This is a genomic window from Streptococcus sanguinis, assembly GCF_020729765.1.
GTDB lineage: Bacteria > Bacillota > Bacilli > Lactobacillales > Streptococcaceae > Streptococcus > Streptococcus sanguinis_Q.
Genome location: NZ_JAJEPD010000023.1, coordinates 28,445 through 46,144 on the forward strand (window position 1 = coordinate 28,445; position 17,700 = coordinate 46,144).

The window sequence follows — 17,700 nt, forward strand, 5'->3', positions numbered from 1 at the left end:
ACTTGTCACCTTTGGGAGGACAAGTCTTTTTTCAACATTTTTTATTTTACAAAATCAAGCAATGCCAAGAAGCTTTCAGCTTCAAGTGATGCACCACCAACAAGAGCACCGTCAACATCTGGACAAGCCATGTAAGACGCAACATTTTCAGGTTTAACAGAACCACCGTACTGAACACGGACCTTGTCCGCTACTTCTTGACCAAAGTCAGCTGCTACAACGTCACGAACTGCTTTACACATCTTTTGAGCGTCGTCTTGAGTTGCTGACTTACCAGTACCGATAGCCCAGATTGGCTCATAAGCGATAACCAATGATGCAACTTGCTCAGCTGTCAAGTCTTTCAAAGCAGCTGATACTTGAGCACCAACGAAATCTACAGCTTTACCAGCTTCGTAAGTTTCCAGTGATTCACCACAGCAGATGATTGGCACCAGACCATTGCGGAAGATAGCATGCGCTTTTTTGTTGATGTCTTGGTCTGTTTCATGGAAATAATCGCGGCGTTCTGAGTGACCGATAACGATGTAGTCAACTCCAACTTCTGCAAGAACTTTAGGGCTGTTTTCACCAGTGAAGGCACCTGCATCTTCAAAGTAAGCGTTTTGGGCTGCTACCTTAAGATTGCTTCCTTTAGCTGCTGCCAAAACAGTTGTCAAATCAAGTGCTGGAACAGCGATACCAGCTTCTACCAAATCTGAAGAAGGTAGCTTAGCAGCAACCGCTTCTACAAAAACCTTGGCTTCTTCAGGATTTTTGTTCATTTTCCAGTTACCAGCAATAAATGGTTTACGTGACATATTCACACACCTCTTCTATTTTATTTATAGTAACATTGTAACATAGTTGAATGAAATAATAAAGGTTATCCACAGAATTTCATCAAATTGAAACATCTTTATTTTAAGGGGATAAGATCTGTGGAAAATTCTTCTCATTATCATTTCCCACCCTCATCTTCAAGCCAGCTCTTTCTCCACCAGAGCACGCGCCTGAAAATCGTTTCTTTAGTCTGCTAGAAAAAAACAGAACCTAGTTTGAGACTAAGTTCTGTCGCTATTATTAACTTCAAAGAAAATCACTGTTTCTTCTCTTGCTTGTAAAACTCTTTTAAGGCATCCTGCCAAGTCGGAATGACAAAGCCTGTCGCCTTAGCCTTGGTCAGGCTCATAGTTGAGTTGAAAGGCCGCTTAGCCTTGGCCGGGAACTTGCTGGAATCAACCGGCTGGACTTCCACATCTGTATCTTTGAGAATTTCCACTGCAAAGTCATACCAAGTTGTGTCCTCTGCCGCATCATTAGACAGATGGTAATAACCAAATTCCTTTTGATTCTCAGCCAGATGAGTCATAAATTCAGCCAGCGTACGAGTCCAAGTCGGACGGCCATGCTGGTCATTGACTACAGTCAGAGTTTTGTGCGTCTTAGCAAGATTTTGCATGGTAAAGACAAAGTTTTTACCGTAGTTACCAAAGACCCAGGCAGTACGGATAATATAGAAACGGCTGGAATATTTCTCAACCAGCTCCTCACCCATGCGCTTGGTGCGGCCATACTCTGTCTGTGGATCCGGCCGGTCATCTACTTCCCATTCCTCTCCGACAGGCTTTTGTCCGTCAAAGACATAGTCTGTTGAGATGTAGACCAAGGTCGCTCCGTGTGCTTCTGCTGCTTTTGCCACATTTTCGGTACCGGTAACATTGATGGCATAGTCCAGCTCTTTTCCTTCGTCCTCAGCCGCATCAACTGCAGTATAAGCTGCGCAGTGATAAACCAAGCTTGGCTTAACTTCCGCAAAGACCTTGTCCACCATTTGGGCATTGGTAATATCCATTTCCGCCACATCAACAGCCACATACTCCTCATTGCGCTCATCCAAAAGATAGCGAAGCTCTGTACCCAGCTGTCCATTCGCACCTGTAATTAAAATCATTTGTCTTTCCTTTCACATCATAAACATTTAATGAGTTTATTATAACAAAAAAAGCAGAAAAAATCTGCTTGGTCGAATCATACCTCTAGTCATTTTTAGGAAAAAAATCTCATACTTTTTACACTCCATATATAAATGATGCAACATTATGCAAGTGATAATCAGAAAACTTAGCATCATTTCAAATTGACAGTATAAACTTTAACAATGCATAATCATATTAAAATGAATCTTTTCTTTATTTCTCTCTTAGGAAGATTCTACTTCATGATAACAAATAATTCATTATTTTCAAGATAAATATTATATAACTTTGTTTCTTCAAGTAATGTGTAATTTTCACTACTAAAATCTATATTAGCAATATCGATTAATTTGAAATCGACGTTTAAGTTCGTTATGCTATTAAATCTCAATGTCATATCCCAAGAAACATTTGTATTTGGCATAATCAAACTTTTTAACATTGGATAAACAGAAGCTGTATTGCTAAATACTGGCGAATCAGAAAGAAAGCGATTCACATTAATAACTGTTTTTTCGGGCGTAATGTACTTGTTTAGAGAGGAGGCTAGCAATATGCTCTGCGCTTTGAACATTTCATTTTGTTGTTTTAAACTGCTCACATAAGTAAAAGAGAAAGATAAGAAATAAAAAACTAATAATCCCGAGACGAAAGACTTCCCTCTACGTAGAATTTTACTCTTTTCAACGCACTCTAAGCTAACAATTAAGATAATCGCTAAAAAAATTCCGAAACCATATTCATATCTTGGTCTCATAAGATAATAAGGATTAGATAAAATCAAATAAGTTCCATAACTAAATACACTTCCTAAACTTAGCCAAATCAGCATGTAAACAAAGTTCAAAAGGAATTTAGTACTGGATAAGCGAATCACACTGATAGCTAAGAGAAATATAGCAATTATCGTTAATAAAACCCAGATAGTTGAACTTTGAAAAAATATGTTGTGCAAATATCCTGTAGCATTCACCCCAATTATTTTAATCATCTCTAATCCCTTTGGAATATCAGCTTGATCAGCAAAAATCGGTGGCTTTATAAAAATTTGTATACGATATAAAAGCAAACCAATTACATATGACAACATTGAGATGAAAATTTTAGGAATTTTTTCTTTAAAACAACTTCCTTGCAATAATTCTAAAAATATTAGCGTCATGGTTACAATAATGTACACTCCAGAAGAAGCTTGGTATGAATTGCACATTAAGAATATACCAACAACTGACATAACTCCAAATATTTTTTTATTATCCCAGAAAATAAATGGAATGATAGAAACTAATATACTTAAAGTCATAAAAGGATTGTCAAATCTAAAACTTAATGGCTCTAAAAACCACGGATTAATCCCTATAATAGTTGAAACAGATGCTGTTATAAAAGAAATTTTCTTATTGGGATATAAGACAAATAATAAAATTAAACTCGCTAAAGTTAAAAAACAAGCTGACAGAATATTTGAAGTCAAGCCTAGTTCTGTCAGATGATCCCCACCTTGTATTAAACGAGCGGAATACTCACTTAAATATCTTGAATAATGTTCAGAGAATTTTGAATAGCCTTGTAATTGTCTTCCAATATCATCAATATAGGGATACTCAGCTAAACCGATATTAATATTGACTACTGAATAAATAATAAAAATAACTAGGGCAGACGATTTATTTAAAAGAAGATAGTTTTTAAAATCAGAAAAACGTTTCTGGAAAATCATTTACTCTTCTCCTTAATCACATAAATCGGCCGATGCTTGGTTTCCATAAAGATTTTACCAATGTATTTACCCAGTATGCCGATGGTCAGCAGCTGGAAGCCTCCGATAAGGAGAATGACAGTCATAAGGGACGGCCAACCCGATGTCGGGTCACCAAAAACCAAGGTGCGAATAATAATCACTGCCATCAGGATAAAGGCTAAAATCCAAGACAGGATACCTCCTAAAAAGGCGATGTTGAGCGGCGCATCAGAGAAATTGACGATGCCTTCCAAAGAATAGTTGAAAAGAGACCAGAAATTCCAAGAGGTCTTGCCAGCTACTCGTTCGACATTTTTGTATTCCAAGTACTCGGTATTAAAGCCAACCCAGGCAAAAATTCCCTTGGAGAAGCGATTGTACTCTGAAACTTCCAGAATAGCTTCTACCATCTGGCTGCGCATCAGTCGGAAGTCACGCGCACCATCCACCATCTCTACCTGACTAATCTTGTTTATCAACTTGTAAAACAAATTGGCAAAAAAGCTTCGGATAGGCGGCTCTCCCTCGCGAGTAGTGCGACGGGTACCCACACAGTCCAGCTCAGGATTCGAGTCCAGCATAGCCTTCATCTCAACCAGGAGCTCTGGCGGATCCTGCAAGTCCACATCCATAACCGTCACAAATTCCCCACTCGCCTCTTGCAAACCAGCATATAGGGCTGCTTCTTTTCCGAAATTACGAGAAAAGGACAGATAGTGTACATCTGGACAGCGACTGCTAAGCTCTCGCAAAACAACCAAGGTTTGGTCTGTCGATCCGTCATTGACAAAAATATATTCAAACTGGTCACGGATTTGATATTTGACCGCTTCCATGGCTTCATGAAACAGAGGAATAGACTCTTCTTCATTGAAACACGGAACAATCACCGAAATTGTCATTTTAATCTCCTACTATTTTTATATATTTCATCCTATTATAACAAAAAACTAGGCGAAATGCACTGCACCCTAAAAGTTAGACACAAAAAATCTAGCTTTTGGGGTGCAGCTTATTTCCAACCTAGTTTTATTCTTATTTGCTCAGTCTAGAGGCATTGAAAATTAGATAGATTCCAAGGCTAGCTTGAGATCCTCTATCAAGTCATCCACATTTTCCAAGCCGATAGAGAGACGAATTTGATTTGGTGTAATGCCTGCTGCCAGCTGGTCTTCTGGCGACATCTGACCGTGAGTTGTCGTAGCTGGATGGACGACCAAGGACTTAGCATCGGCTACATTGGCCAAGTCAGAGAAAATCTCCAGGCTGTCAATAACCTTACGAGCTTCTTTCTCTCCGCCATTGACATTAAAGGTGAAGATAGAGCCCACGCCTTTAGGGAAATATTTTTCTGCCAAAGCATGATAAGGACTGTCAGCAAGCTTGGGATAATTGACCTGCTCGACCTTAGGATGCCCTGCTAGGAAATCTACAATCTTCTCGGCATTGGACACATGGCGCTCTACACGCAAAGAGAGAGTTTCCAATCCCTGCAAGAAGAGAAAGGCATTGAAGGGAGACATGGCTGCACCCGTATCGCGCAAGAGCTGAGTCCGGACAGCAGTGACAAAGGCTGCTGCTCCGACATCGCGCGTATAACTAATATCATGATAGCTCGGGTCTGGGTCCACAAACTGCGGAAACTTGCCAGAAGCTTCCCAGTCAAAACGACCGCTGTCCACAATTACGCCACCGATGCTGGTTCCATGACCGCCGATAAACTTGGTCGCAGAATGCACCGCAATGTCCACTCCATGAGAAAAGACATTGATCAGATAAGGCGTAGCAAAGGTATTGTCGGAAATCAACGGAATCTTGTGAGCATGAACCAGCTCTGCCAAAGTTTCAAAGTCAGGAATATTAATCAAAGGATTGCCCAGGCTTTCAATCAGAACCAGCTTGGTATTGTCCTGAATGGCTGCTTCTACTTCAGCCAGATTTTCAATATCGACAAAGGTCGTGGTAATTCCATAGCGAGGCAGGGTTTCCTTAAGCAGATTAAAGGTGCCGCCGTAGATGGTGGAGGCTGCCACTACATGGTCGCCAGCATGTGCCAAAGCTAGAACGGTATAGGTAAGGGCCGCCATACCAGAAGCTGTTGCCAGAGCTCCGACTCCACCCTCCAAAGCCGCTATCCGCTCCTCAAAAGCAGACAGGGTCGGATTGGTAATCCGAGTGTAGATATTGCCCGGTTTGCGCAGAGCAAAAAGATCTTCTCCCTCCTGAGTATCATCAAATACATAGGAAGTTGTCTGGTAAATAGGCAGAGCCCGAGACTTAGTTGTCGGGTCAACTGTCTGTCCGGCATGAAGCTGCAGGGTTTCAAATTTAAATTCACGTGTCATAAGGTCACCTCACTATAGTTATGTGATAAGTCTACCACTAAAAGCCCCACTTGACTAATAGAATTTCCTTATCAAAAGAAATAAAGAGAAGCTATATCTTATAGCTTCTCAGTTATAATCTCAAAAGTCGCCTGATTGCTGGGCCAGTACAACTGCGACGAAACTTTGTCTAAAGCTACCCACTGAGCTCCCACATGCTCATCTGAAAGCTGGATGTCCTTCTGTTCTGTCAGAACTAGAAAAAGATTTTTGTGGATGGATAGATTTTCATCAATCTTTACCATAAAATCTCCAAGACATGTCAGACTTGAACAAGCTAAGAGCAAGCCGGTCTCCTCTTTTATTTCACGAAGGCAGGCTTCTTCTGGACTCTCACCACTCTCAATCCCACCAGTAATGGGCTGCCAAAAGGAAACTTTCTTATCCTCAACTTTCAAAAGCAAGATTTCTCGTTCCTCTGGATGATAGATCCAGGCTTCAATCGACTGCCTCATCATGATTTTTTCTCAATCGGTGCTATGCTGGCCAGCACTTTCTTCAGACCGACTTCTGGGAAATTGATCTTAAGCTCTTGACTATTTCCACTGCCAGAGACTGCCAAAACTGTCCCATCGCCCCATTTCTTATGATGGGCAATATCTCCGATAGCCCAAGCAACGTCTGGCTTAGATGGCTGGCTCTGACTGCTTTTTCCAAAAGGCAGACTGCCTGTAGAAATCGAACTAGGAGCCGCCTGACGCTTCCGCTCTTGTAGAGCCTGGGCTAGACTCATGCCCTGACCGAATTTGCTAGTATCGCTATTGGTGTAACTGACCTTAAAGGAGCTATTTGCCGGCCGAGCCAGTCCCTGATAGTCTAGCAAGTCTGAGCTGATTTCTCTCAGGAAGCGAGTAGGATGATTATAGTTGGTTTTACCATAAAGCATACGGGAATTGGCGTTGGTCAGATAGAGAATCTTCTCTGCTCGGGTGATACCGACATAGGCTAGACGTCGCTCTTCTTCCAATTCATCCTCATCTTCAGATGCTCGGCTCAGAGGGAAGACGTTTTCCTCCATTCCAACCAGAAAGACGACCGGAAATTCCAATCCCTTGGCCGCATGCAGGGTCATCAAAGTCACTTCAGAACTCTCCGTATCTCCGTCATCTGTGTCTGCAATCAAGGCTAAGTCATTGAGAAATCTGCTGAGCTTATCAAGACCAGACTCATCAGTTGGATTATCTGGACTTTCATCAAAGTTCTTAGTTACAGACAGGAATTCTTCGATATTTTCAATCCGTGCTTGGCTTTCTATTGTTGCCTGGGCTGCCAAGGCTGCAGCATAACCTGTTTTTTCCAACACAGCCTCTACCAGCTCCGTCACTGTATAATCATTCAAGCACTCCCGCAAATCCAGAAGCATATTGGCAAAATCATAGACCGCCTGAGCCGCCTTACCCTTGACTGGCGAGAGCAGGATATTAGCCGATGCATCCAGCAAAGAGATTTCCTGACTGGACGCAAAATCCCGAATTTTCTCTACCGTTCCTGGTCCGACACCACGCTTAGGCTCATTGACCACGCGTTCATAGCTGATATTGTCGCTAGGATTGGCGATGAGATTGAGATAAGAAATAACATCTCGGATTTCCTTGCGGCTGTAGAACTTGGTTCCACCGACCATGGTATAGGGAATATTGGACTTGAGCAGGGCTTCCTCCACCGTCCGTGACTGGGCATTGGTACGATAAAGAACTGCAAAATCCTTATGACTATATCCTTCTCGGCTCAGCTGATCAATGGTCCGAGCGACGAAGAGGGCCTCGTCCTGCTCGTCATTAGCCCGATAGTAAACAATTTCCTCACCGTCTTCGTTTTGAGTCCAGAGATTTTTAGGACGGCGGTTGCGGTTGTTTCGGATGACTTCATTAGCCGCCTGAAGAATGGTCTTAGTCGAGCGATAGTTTTCCTCCAGTAGAACTACCTTAGTTTCTGGATAATCCTTTTCAAAGTCCAGGATATTCTGCATATCGGCTCCCCGCCAGCCATAGATAGACTGGTCAGCATCTCCGACCACGCAGATATTCTTAAAGCGGGAAGCCAAGAGCTTGACCAACTGGTACTGGGCATGGTTGGTATCCTGATACTCGTCCACATGGATATACTGGTAACGTTGCTGGTAGTAGGTCAGGACATCTGGATTTTGGTCAAAAAGCCGCAAAGTCAGCATAATCAAGTCGTCAAAGTCCATAGCCTCAGACTGGCGCAATTCCTTTTGATAGGCCGTGTAGCACTTGGCCACAATCTCCGTGTACATATCACCAGCTAGATTTGCATAGGCCACCTCGTCAATCAGGTCGTTCTTAGCATTGGAAATAGTACCTAGAATAGCACGCTCATTCCACTTTTTAGAGTCCAGATTGAGATTTTTAAGAATTCGCTTCATCAGAGTCCGCTGCTCACCCGGATCAACGATCGTAAAGTTACGGTTGTAGCCAATATGGTCTGCCTCTCGCCGCAGAATGCGCACACACATGGAGTGGAAGGTAGCGATTAAGCAAACTTGAGCTTCCGTTTTAAGTTTTTCAGCCCGTTCTCTCATCTCCCGCGCCGCCTTATTGGTAAAGGTAATGGCAAGGATATTCCAAGGATTAACCATCTTCTCATCAATCAAATAGGCGATGCGGTGGGTCAGGACACGGGTCTTACCCGAACCAGCTCCCGCCATAATCAGCAAAGGCCCTTCTGTTGTTTGAACCGCCTCAGCCTGACGGTCATTCATACCGTTTAATAAAGGATGCATTTTTCTTCCTCTTTCAAAGTCAATGCTACTATTATAACAAAAATCCTGATGAAGCTAAACCAGAAAGAAGAGGAATTTCTGATTTTAGATTAGATTTTAGGCAAAGTCATCTAAGGCACCCTAAGCCCGACGGAAATTGAAAATCAGGTCTATTTTTGCTATAATATGCCCATATGAGACTTAGAATATCTTTCCAGAGATGACTTTTTCACAAGTCTCTTTTCCATTCTGCTGCCCCACTCAGAAAGAAAGGCTGTCATGAAAAATCCTAGTAACAATCTGAAACTAGCGGAGAGAGGAGCCATCCTTTCCATCGCTACCTATCTGATTCTCTCCGCGGTCAAGATTATCGCAGGCTCGACCCTCCAGTCCTCCAGTCTGACGGCCGACGGCTTTAACAACGTCTCTGATATTGTGGCTAATATCGCCGTTTTAATTGGCCTGCGTATGGCTAGAAAACCAGCCGACCGTGACCATCGCTTCGGCCATTGGAAGATAGAAGATTTGGCCAGTCTCATCACATCTTTTATCATGTTTTTCGTTGGATTTGATGTCCTGATTGAGACCATTCAGAAAATCATCTCCAATCAAGAAACCAAGCTTGACCCTGTTGGTGCCGTGGTCGGGATTATCTCGTCAATCATTATGTTGGGTGTTTATTTTTACAATAAAACGCTAGCTAAAAAAGCCCACTCCAAGGCTCTGGATGCCGCAGCCAAGGATAACCTATCAGACGCTGTCACTTCTATCGGCACTTCAGTTGCTATCATTGCCAGCGCCTTTAACTTTCCAATAGTTGATAAGCTGGCAGCCATTGTCATTACCTTCTTCATTCTCAAGACGGCCTATGATATCTTTATGGAATCTTCCTTCAGCCTGTCCGACGGATTTGATGAAAGCCTGCTCCAAGACTATAAGCAAGCTATCCTGGAAATTCCTAAAATCACTCAGGTCAAGTCACAGCGCGGCCGGACCTATGGCAGTAATATCTATCTAGATATTATCTTGGAAATGAACCCAGATTTATCTGTTTTTGAAAGCCATGAGATTGCGGACCAAGTTGAGAATATGCTTATGGAGCGCTTCGGAGTTTTTGATATTGATATTCATATTGAACCTGCTCCCATTCCCGAAGATGAGAGATTGGAAAATCTTTATCCAAACCTACTCATGCGTGAGCAGCTCGTGGAGCAAGGCAGCCAATTGGATACGCTTCTGTCCGCCGAATTTCTCTATATTTCCCAAGATGGCCGACAACTGAACAAGGCTGAGTTTCAGGCAGAAAGAGCCTCAAAAACACCTATCAAAAACTTTGAACTGCTTTCTGTCAGCCAGAAAACCAAGCTCATCCGCTATGAAATGGACGGTGTTATCCATACCAGCCTTTGGCGCCGCCACGAAGTATGGCAAAATATCTTTCACCAAGAGACACGAAAAAACCAGTCTGATGATTAAGTCAGTCTGGCTTTTTCATTGCTACACATCCTTCATTTCCCTGTATAATAGATAACAGTAATACTATCTAGACTTTGCAAATTTGTTGGTTTCTCTTTAGCTTTCAGGCCGTCTCTTTCAGGATTGTCAGACAAATGATAGTTGTCATAGCTATCATTCAGGTAGGTATAAATCTTTATATTGTCATTAACAAGTAAAGCAGCATATCTTGCCTGTCCAAAAGGCTTTCTTGAAATCTTTGTAAATTCAATTTTTTCAACATTTTCATAGTGATTCAGTAAAAATAAAGCCAGCCCCTCTTCCTGGTTGCGCACCTTTACTTTTTCCTCAGTCGTCAGCCAAGCATTTTCTCCAGAGTACATAACATCCGCCTCACCCGTATCTTTAAAATTTGTGACCTTCTCTTTCTTTTTCAGACGAAAAGTCAATTCTGTCAAATCAGTGTGAGAACTATCATTTATATTATAGTTTTCATCTTTTGAGTCCAAAAAAACATGTGGGATATAACTGGTGTCATTTACAATGAGACTAACGGAATCACCTCTCCATAAATTTCCCTTGGAAAATTCATCAAATTCAATTTTTTGAACATCTTCATAATGATTAATGATATAAAGTGCAATCTTTTTCTCTTTCTTATGAAGCTCAGTCATTTCTGTATCTGACATCCATATTTTTTCACCATCTCTATTTACTATGCTGCTACATGCAGACAGAAAACTTAGAGTCAGTATAGCAAAAAATAATAATTTCTTCTTTCTTGACTTCAAGAGCAGTCTCCTTTAGCGGTCTTTTGATATTAGTATACCACATCAGGACAAGTATCTTTATGTTTACTTGTAACTTTAAAGTTGATTTTCAAAGAAAAAAACCAAGACTCACCCAGCCTTGGTTTAAAATAGACTTCAATTTATTTATTCTTAATAAAACCAAATTCATTAAGCGGTGAGAGTCGGAATTCCACCACTCCCTTGATTTGACTGGCTTTGATGAGTCCAAATTCTCGGCTGTCCTTCGTATTTTCACGTCGGTCATTAAGAATCAGATAAGAATCTTTAGTAATTTTATCAGACTTTGAGTCTTTTAAATCCATAATAGAGAAATCATGAGTGTAGTAACCCGAACTTCCTGCTGAAGCCAGATACTTTTCGCGCATTTTCTCGATGTATTCTTCAGACATGACTTGGCCGTTCAAATAAAGGAGATTGTCCATATAGGTCACTTGATCCTTTTCCAGGGCAATGACCCGGCCGACATAGTCTTTGCCATCCACTTCATAGAGGACAAAGTCTCCACGCTTGATGTCTTGCTTTCTCGTCGCCAAGACCAAGTCATTCTTTGCCAAGTAAGCATTGCTGTCTTGCTCAGTCACCCGATAAGGCGTATAAATAAAAACTCTCAGCCCTATAATGATAGCTGCCAGTACTGAAAAAATAATAATATTTCTTAATAAATCTCTCTTTAACATTCGTCTCCCCCATCTCTTTTATACCATTATATCATTTTTCGACAAAATAGACAAAGGGACAATCTTATTTCAAAAATCAAAACACTGGCGTGTCCTCCTTCTCAAGCAAGATAATGGTCATCACTTTGACAAGAAAAAACCGATGATTTTCCAATCAACGGTTCTTTTTTATTATCTTAGATTAACGTACTGTACGGATACGCATTGTGTTGGTACGAACTGCTTCACCAAGCGGCACACCAGCAACGATAACGATATCATCACCAGATTCAACCAAGCCTTGCTCAACCGCAATCTTTTCAGCGATGTCAAACATATCATCTGTGTTAGATGGAGTGTTTGTAGTCACTGGAATTACACCCCAGTTCAGCATAAGACCGCGTTGAGTCAATTCGTCAAAAGTGATAGCCAAGATATCAGCATTTGGACGGTATTTAGAAATCAAGCGAGCTGTGTGACCAGTCTTAGTAAGGGTAACTACCAACTTGATATCCATTGAGTTTGTAGCATCTTTAACTGCTGAAGCCATAACTTCAGTCTTAGAGTTGCGCTCAAAGTTATCAGTTGTCAAGCGGCCATATTCGTTAAGAAGGGTTTGAGCATTCTTATCGATAGTCGCCATTGTTGTTACTGACTCAAGTGGGTATTTACCATTTGCAGACTCGCCTGAAAGCATAGTTGCATCAGTTCCGTCGATAACAGCGTTAAATACGTCTGATACTTCTGAACGAGTTGCACGTGGTTTTTCAGTCATGGTTTCAAGCATGTTAGTTGCTGTGATAACCACTTTACCAGCTGCATTTACCTTAGTGATGATCATCTTTTGGTAAACTGGAACCATTTCGAATGGTACTTCGATACCCATGTCACCACGAGCAATCATGATACCATCAGCAGCTTCAATGATTTCGTCCAAGTTATCGATACCTTGTTGGTTTTCGATTTTCGCGAACAATTGAACATGGCCATTACCAGTTTCTTCACAGATTGCACGAACTTCGTTGACGTCTTTTGCAGTACGTACAAATGAAATCGCGATGAAGTTGATTCCTTGCTCAAGACCAAAGCGGATATCGTCATTGTCACGCTCAGCAAGTGCTGGGAAAGGGATCTTAGTGTTAGGAATGTTCACACCTTTTTGCTTAGCAATGATGCCGTCATTTTCAACTTCTACTTCAAATTCACGAGTAGCATCGTCTTTAGCGACAACACGAAGACCAAGTTTACCATCGTCAACCAATACTTGACGACCAACTTCAACATCATCATAGATGTCCAATCCACCAGCAACGTTCAAAGCAATTACTTCACGAGTAGATTTGATACCTTGCTTAGTAGCAACACGGATTTTTTCACCAGTTTTGTATGAATACTCTTTTGCATCGCCTTCGAACAATTCTGTACGAATTTCTGGTCCTTTTGTATCAAGAAGGAAACCAACTTTTTGACCGGCAATTTCTTCTGCACGCTTAACAGTTGCCATGCGCTCTCCTTGCTCGGCATGGTCACCGTGTGAGAAGTTGAAACGGAATGTGTTTGCGCCAGCTTCAATCAGCTTAGCAATGTTTTGAGCTGATGCTTCAACATCCAGCTTTTCTCCCCAATATCCGTCATCACCGAATTTTTTACCACCGCGGATTTCTACCGCAGGACCTAATGTTGCAACGATTTTTACACGTTTATTCATGATTGTATGAAACTCCTTCTTCTATTTGGCCTCTTGGCCTGAATAACAAATAATAATTAAATATTGATGCTGCGGTTCAAATCAGCCAAGTCCAGATCAGCCTTGTGCGGATTATTGACAACAATCTTGCCTTCAGCAGTCAAGCTAAAGAGTGCTCCTTCTTCAGCAGTTCCGAGGATTGGGCTTTCAACCATCTGCTCATTACGGATTCCAACAGCAACTCCGCCGATACCTTCTTTAAGCAGTTTAACAGCATGTGCTCCCATACGAGATGCAAGAACACGGTCACGCGCAGTTGGTGAGCCTCCACGCTGGATATGTCCGAGCTCTGTCACACGCAAATCGCTCATATCTCCAGCTTCTTTCAGCTTTTCAGCAAATTCATCCGCTGACATGACACCCTCAGCCAAGACGATGATGTTGTGTTTCTTACCCTTGGCATAGCCATTCTTAATGCTTTCAACAACTTCTTCGATCTTGAAACCTTCTTCAGGAACGATGATTTCGTCCGCACCAGATGCAATACCTGCCCAAAGAGCAATATCACCAGCATTACGGCCCATTACTTCGATAACGAAAGTACGGCGGTGACTGGATGAGGTATCCCGAATCTTGTCAATCGCATCCATAGCTGTAGTAACAGCAGTATCAAAACCGATAGTGAAGTCTGTTCCGACGATATCATTATCAATGGTTCCTGGAACACCAACAGCTGGGAAGCCATGCTCTGTCAAGCGCATCGCACCGTGGTAAGATCCATCACCACCGATAACAACGACACCTTCAATTCCATGTTTTTTAAGTTGCTCAATCCCTTTCAGCTGCCCTTCAACTTGGGCAAACTCAGGATAACGAGCAGAGTGAAGGAAAGTTCCACCGCGAGAAATAATGTCACCAACTGATGTCGCATCAAGTGGGTAAATCTCGCCAGCTACCATTCCAGCGTAACCATCATAAATACCGTAAACTTCCATTCCTTCGGAAATTGCTTTACGAACAACCGCACGGATGGCAGCATTCATACCAGGGGCATCACCACCACTAGTCAAAACAGCAATACGTTTCATTTCGCTTTTTGCTCCTTTTTCTTTTTAACATTCTTATAGATTATACCACAATCATCATGAAAATTCTCTTATTTTCCATATTTTTTAACGAAAAATCGTTTTCATAGTATAATTCTTTAATTCCTCTTGCAGCTGCTCCGATTTCTCCACTCGAAAATGCGGTGCATACATGGTTCGCTTCTCATCTTCATAACGCAGGACAACCGGAATATTACCGGGGTATTTCTGCAAAATCTGAGATATTTCCCGATCATGTTCATGGCCCGCAAGCTTTATCCAGAAGCGTTCTGTAGTGGTTTCTTCGATATCTGACAAGACCAACTGTAAGCGTCCATCCCGTTCCTGCACCTTGCCGGTCAAGTAGTAAATCCCTTTCTCCTTAATACGTTCGGCCAACTGACGATAGGTATCAGGAAAAAGGGTGACATCCAGTTTTTTCTTCGTATCTGAAACCTGCAAGAAAGCCATATTCTCGCCCTTTTTGGTCCGGATAGTCTTGATAGTCTGAACTTCAGCCAGAATCCTAGCTCGGCTATTTTCTGTCAGCTCACTAATCCAGCTAAAGGGCTGATCCGCTTCTTTGGCCAATTTAACCAAGGGGTGATCGCTAAGCCCCACACCGATAATGCTCTGTTCCAGCTCAAACTTTTCGGCATCGCTGAAATCCTGAGCCTCTGTCCAAGAATAAGTCGTATCCGCAAAGAGACTGCCCAACTCATCCGCAAATACAAATAGATTAGGCAGGTTGGCTAGAATTTTTTGGCGATTTTTCTCAAAACTGTCAAAGAGCCCCAGCTGAATCAGAGGAGTCAGCAGAGGAATTTTATGGTAATTCTGAGGCAGACGCAGAATAAAGTCTTCCACCCCAGTAAAGGCGGCATTTTGTCTCTCTTCGATAATCCAGTAGGCCAAATCCCTAGGCAGGCCTTTGATATTTTTCAGACCCAAAAAAATCTTTTTATCCTGAAACTTATCATGGTAGGGAATATTATTGATGCTAAGGGGTGCTGTTTCAAAGTCAAAACTCAGGGCATCGGTGATATAGTCACTGCTAGAATAATTGAGCATGACATCAAAGAAAACATCTGGATAGTGAGCCTTGAAGAAAGCCAACTGAAAGGCCAGAGCTGAGTAGGCATAGGCGTGGCTGCGGTTGAAGCCATAACCAGCAAACTTCTCCATAATAGCAAAGACTTCCTTGGCTTTGGATTCCGAATGCCCTAGCTTGAGAGCACCTGCAACAAAGTCCTCCTGCATGCGATGCATTTCAGCAGCATTTTTCTTACCCATTGCTCTTCGTAAAATATCGGCTTTCCCCAGACTAAAGCCACCAAAACGCTGGGCTACCTGCATAACCTGCTCTTGGTAGAGCATGATACCGTAAGTCGGAGCTAGAATATCAGCCAAACTGTCATCAATCAGCTCCACCTGCTCCAGCCCATGCTTTCTCTTGACAAAATTGTCGATGTAATCACTGGCTCCAGGACGATTGAGAGAAGTCGTGGCCACTACTTCCTCAAAGCAAACAGGCTGAACCCGCTTGAGCAGGCTGATAGCGCCAGGCTGCTCAAACTGGAAAATTCCCTTGGTCTGGCCAGCCGCAAAGAGTTTCAGAGTGCCTGCATCCTCCAAGTCAATCTCTGCAATCTCAATATCTACCTCATATTTTTTCAGGGTTGCTTCTTTCATCCGCTGAACAAAGGTCAGATTGCGCAAGCCCAGAAAATCCATCTTGAGCAGTCCATTGCTCTCCACACCGTGGGCATCATATTGGGTGATATACATGTCCTCACCGTATTTGAGCGGTATCTGGTCTGTCAGGTCATTGTCGCTCATCACAACGCCGGCTGCGTGGATAGAAGTCTGACGGGGATGACCTTCGATTTTTTTAGCAATATCAAAGGCCTTTTGATATTCCAGCTTGCTGTTGATAATCTGACGAAAGGCCATGTTTTTCTCATAAGCAGAGGTCAGACTATCGCCAAAGCGGATTTTCTTGGTAATATTGGTCAGCTCATACTCTGGCAGACCGAAGCGCTTGAAAACATCGCGAATGGCCTGCTTGGCTCCGAAAGTCGAGTAGGTTACAATCTGAGCCGCATGCATGCTGCCATAGCGATCCCGAACATAACGGATAAACTCTGGCCGGTAAACATCAGGAATATCGATATCAATATCGGGCATTGTATAGCGCTCTAGATTTAGAAAGCGCTCAAAGAGTAGGTTATTCTTGACTGGGTCAATCCCAGTAATCTCCAAAGCATAGGCCACCAGACTGCCAACAGCAGATCCTCGGCCCATGCCCATATAATAACCCTGACTGCGACCAAAGCGCAGCAAATCCCAGACAATGAGGAAATAATCATCAAAGCCCATCTGATGAATGACATCCAGCTCCTGATCCAGCCGTTCCTGATAAAGTTTACCTGTTAAACCGCGTTTTTTCAAGCCAGCTTCGGAGCGCTCCCGCAACTCTTCCACGGCTGGTCGCTCCCGATTAAAGCGGGGCAGTTTCAGCTCCCTATTGATATCATAGTGAACATGACGGACTAGCTTCTCAAGATTAGCCAAACTCTCTGGGAAAGTTTCCTTAAAAGCTCCTGCCAGAGCATCTGGTCCCAGCAAAAACTCATGATTGGGAAGGCTGCCAATCTCCCGCAGGCTGGCATTTTCTCGAATAGCCCGGAGCATCTGCAAGGTTTCCAAATCCCCCGTGTCAAAATATCGGACGGTATGCAGGGGCAGGGTTGGCCGACCGAACTCCTGCTTGGGCGTTGCTGGAAAGACACCAACATAAAAATCCAACCCCAAATCCAGATCTGCTACTCCGTCAAAAGCAGGAACAATCACAGCCAATCCCTTAAAGAGATGCTGGAAATCCTCCCAGTTTTTTTGTCCCATCATCTTGAGAGTCGAGACTTTCATCAGATTGCGATAGCCTTGACTGTCCAAGGCCAGCAGGCGGAGATGAAGCTCCTTCTCTGCCTTGATCAGACTCAGATCCAAGCCTAAAAGCGGCTGCAGTCCCGCAGATTCGGCTTCCTCTAAGAAATGATAGGCTCCATAGAGATTGTCCACATCCATCATGCCCAGATGACTGTATCCTAAGTCCTTGGCTTTTTGCACATATTTCTTTATCGGGATCAAGCTATCCATAAAACTGTAAACAGTCTTGGTATCAAGTTGTATCACCACAT

General features: G+C 42.7%; 13 protein-coding genes. 1 reads left to right on the forward strand and 12 read right to left on the reverse strand.

What is annotated here, in order from left to right:
• Positions 1–41 precede the first annotated feature (41 nt).
• From tpiA to pcrA, 7 genes are all read right to left on the reverse strand, one after another.
• Complete coding sequence (tpiA, locus tag K4H96_RS01890) at positions 42–800, reverse strand: triose-phosphate isomerase (protein ID WP_002917440.1); 759 nt, start codon at positions 798–800, stop codon at positions 42–44.
• A gap of 278 nt (positions 801–1,078) precedes the next feature.
• Positions 1,079–1,933, reverse strand: a complete 855-nt coding sequence (gene rfbD, locus K4H96_RS01895) for a dTDP-4-dehydrorhamnose reductase (RefSeq protein ID WP_002919290.1) — start codon at positions 1,931–1,933, stop codon at positions 1,079–1,081.
• A 260-nt stretch (positions 1,934–2,193) separates the two neighbouring features.
• A complete protein-coding gene (locus K4H96_RS01900; RefSeq protein ID WP_223336698.1) occupies positions 2,194–3,678 on the reverse strand; it encodes a glucosyltransferase domain-containing protein in 1,485 nt (494 codons plus the stop codon).
• Positions 3,675–4,601, reverse strand: a complete 927-nt coding sequence (locus tag K4H96_RS01905; RefSeq protein WP_223336697.1) for a glycosyltransferase family 2 protein — start codon at positions 4,599–4,601, stop codon at positions 3,675–3,677. Before K4H96_RS01905 ends, K4H96_RS01900 begins: the two co-directional genes overlap by 4 nt.
• 162 nt (positions 4,602–4,763) lie before the next feature.
• Positions 4,764–6,044: an O-acetylhomoserine aminocarboxypropyltransferase/cysteine synthase family protein gene (locus tag K4H96_RS01910; RefSeq protein ID WP_223336696.1), complete on the reverse strand. Its 1,281-nt coding sequence runs from the start codon at positions 6,042–6,044 to the stop codon at positions 4,764–4,766.
• Between the two features lie 98 nt (positions 6,045–6,142).
• Complete coding sequence (locus tag K4H96_RS01915) at positions 6,143–6,541, reverse strand: NUDIX hydrolase (RefSeq protein ID WP_223336695.1); 399 nt, start codon at positions 6,539–6,541, stop codon at positions 6,143–6,145.
• On the reverse strand, positions 6,538–8,826 hold the full coding sequence (pcrA, locus tag K4H96_RS01920; protein WP_223336694.1) for a DNA helicase PcrA: 2,289 nt from the start codon (positions 8,824–8,826) through the stop codon (positions 6,538–6,540). Before pcrA ends, K4H96_RS01915 begins: the two co-directional genes overlap by 4 nt.
• A 258-nt stretch (positions 8,827–9,084) precedes the next feature.
• Between pcrA and K4H96_RS01925 the strand changes: the two genes are divergently transcribed.
• The gene (locus K4H96_RS01925) at positions 9,085–10,281 is read left to right on the forward strand and encodes a cation diffusion facilitator family transporter (RefSeq protein WP_223336693.1); all 1,197 of its coding nucleotides are present in this window, start codon (positions 9,085–9,087) and stop codon (positions 10,279–10,281) included.
• 32 nt (positions 10,282–10,313) lie between these two features.
• Here the strand turns inward: K4H96_RS01925 and K4H96_RS01930 are convergent, their stop codons facing one another.
• From K4H96_RS01930 to K4H96_RS01950, 5 genes are all read right to left on the reverse strand, one after another.
• Positions 10,314–11,051: a hydrolase gene (locus K4H96_RS01930; protein ID WP_223336692.1), complete on the reverse strand. Its 738-nt coding sequence runs from the start codon at positions 11,049–11,051 to the stop codon at positions 10,314–10,316.
• Between the two features lie 140 nt (positions 11,052–11,191).
• A complete protein-coding gene (gene lepB, locus K4H96_RS01935) occupies positions 11,192–11,749 on the reverse strand; it encodes a signal peptidase I (RefSeq protein WP_223336691.1) in 558 nt (185 codons plus the stop codon).
• Between the two features lie 181 nt (positions 11,750–11,930).
• The gene (gene pyk / locus K4H96_RS01940; protein WP_125331454.1) at positions 11,931–13,436 is read right to left on the reverse strand and encodes a pyruvate kinase; all 1,506 of its coding nucleotides are present in this window, start codon (positions 13,434–13,436) and stop codon (positions 11,931–11,933) included.
• Positions 13,437–13,492: 56 nt separating this feature from the next.
• Complete coding sequence (pfkA, locus tag K4H96_RS01945) at positions 13,493–14,503, reverse strand: 6-phosphofructokinase (protein ID WP_002895919.1); 1,011 nt, start codon at positions 14,501–14,503, stop codon at positions 13,493–13,495.
• Between the two features lie 84 nt (positions 14,504–14,587).
• On the reverse strand, positions 14,588–17,698 hold the full coding sequence (locus K4H96_RS01950; protein WP_317627988.1) for a DNA polymerase III subunit alpha: 3,111 nt from the start codon (positions 17,696–17,698) through the stop codon (positions 14,588–14,590).
• Between the last annotated feature and the right edge of the window lie 2 nt (positions 17,699–17,700).